We start from the raw sequence: 1,578 nt of genomic DNA, 5'->3' as shown, positions 1-1,578 counted from the left end.
TGCGTCTCGCAAGGTCGATGTCGGTGACCTGGTGCACAAGGGAGATGTCCTCGCCGAGATCGATCCTCTGAGCCTCCAGCTCGCGGTCAGGAGCGCGGAGGCCGATCTGCGCAATGCCCAGGCTCAATTGGAAAATGCGGCCACGACCGAAATCCGCAAGCGAAAGCTTATGGAGAGCAACGCGGCAAGTGTTTCCGATCACGATCTTGCCGAACAGCAGCTCAAGTCGGCCGCCGCCAATGCTGCGAAAGCGACAGCCAGTCTTGCCAAGGCGCATGAGCAGCTAGGCTACTCCGAGCTGAGGGCCGAATTCGATGGCGTCGTCACCGCCACCTCCGCGGAAATGGGCCAGACCGTCTCGGCCGGCCAGCCGGTCTTGAAACTGGCCCGCCTCGAGCAGCGCGACGTCGTCGTCGACGTTCCGGAGGCGCAGTTCAGTCGCATTCGCCTGGACGATCGCTTCGGCGTCGCCCTTCAACTCGACAGCAGGATTCAAGTCACCGGCGTCGTCCGCGAGATCGCGCCTCAGGCCGATCCGAATACCCGCACCTACCGGCTGAAGATCGGGATCGATCAGGCGCCGGACATCTTCCGCCTCGGCGCCGTGGTCACGGCGACGCCGGTTGTCGAAGAAAAGAAGCGGACGATCACGCTGCCGCTCTCCGCCATCCGTCATGAAGTCGGCGGCAGCCAGGTCTGGGTGGTGGACCGCTCGACAGCCCAGGTCGCGCTCAGGGTCGTTGAACTCGATGGCCCGGCGTCCTCGCCCCGTTCCGTCCTGGTTCAATCGGGACTGCGGGAAGGGGAGGAGGTCGTCGTCACCGGGGTCTACGACCTTGTCGATGGACAGAAAGTGAAACTCGAACAGGAGCTACGCCCGTGAACAAATTCAATCTTTCGGACTGGGCGCTCGAGCATCGTTCTCTCGTCTGGTATTTCATGATCATGTTCGCGGTGGCGGGCGCCTTTGCCTATCTCGCGCTCGGTCGCGAGGAAGATCCGTCCTTCACAATCAAGACGATGGTGATCCAGGCGCAATGGCCCGGCGCCTCTGCCCAGGAGGTGACGCAGCAGGTCACAGACCGCATCGAAAAGAAGCTGCAGGAACTCGACAATCTCGAACACACCCGGAGCATCACCACCGCCGGCCAGACGATCGTCTTCGTCGACCTGCTGCCGGATACGAACGCGCGGGACGTAAAGCCCACCTGGTCGCGCGTGCGCAATCTGATCGACGACATCAAGCACGAATTCCCCCAAGGGGTGGTCGGACCCTTCTTCGACGATCAGTTCGGCGACGTATACGGCAATATCTTCGCCTTTACGGGCGACAAAGGAATTAGCCAGAGGGAACTGCGCGACTACGCCGAGAACGCCCGAACGCAGATCCTCAAGATCCCCGACGTCGGCAAGGTCGACATCGTCGGGGCGCAGGACGAGGTGATCTACCTCGAGTTCTCCACTCGAAAGATCGCGGCTCTCGGCATCGACCGTTCCGCCATCATCGCGACGCTGCAGGCGCAGAACGCCGTCACCCAGTCCGGCTTTGTCGAAACCGGGCCCGAGCGCGTCGCCTTG

2 protein-coding genes are annotated in these 1,578 nt (G+C 62.4%); both read left to right on the top strand.

Going from position 1 to position 1,578, the window contains the following annotated elements:
- Nucleotides 1–883, top strand: an 883-nt coding sequence (locus DTW90_RS36895) for an efflux RND transporter periplasmic adaptor subunit (protein ID WP_149345059.1), incomplete at its 5' end; no start/stop codon positions are given.
- A partial coding sequence (locus tag DTW90_RS36890; protein WP_149345058.1) for an efflux RND transporter permease subunit occupies nt 880–1,578 on the top strand: 699 nt, incomplete at its 3' end. The genes DTW90_RS36895 and DTW90_RS36890, both read left to right, overlap by 4 nt.

Source organism: Neorhizobium sp. P12A (assembly GCF_008365395.1).
In the GTDB taxonomy this organism is placed as follows: Bacteria; Pseudomonadota; Alphaproteobacteria; order Rhizobiales; family Rhizobiaceae; genus Rhizobium.
This window is presented reverse-complemented; position numbering and strand designations above follow the sequence as displayed.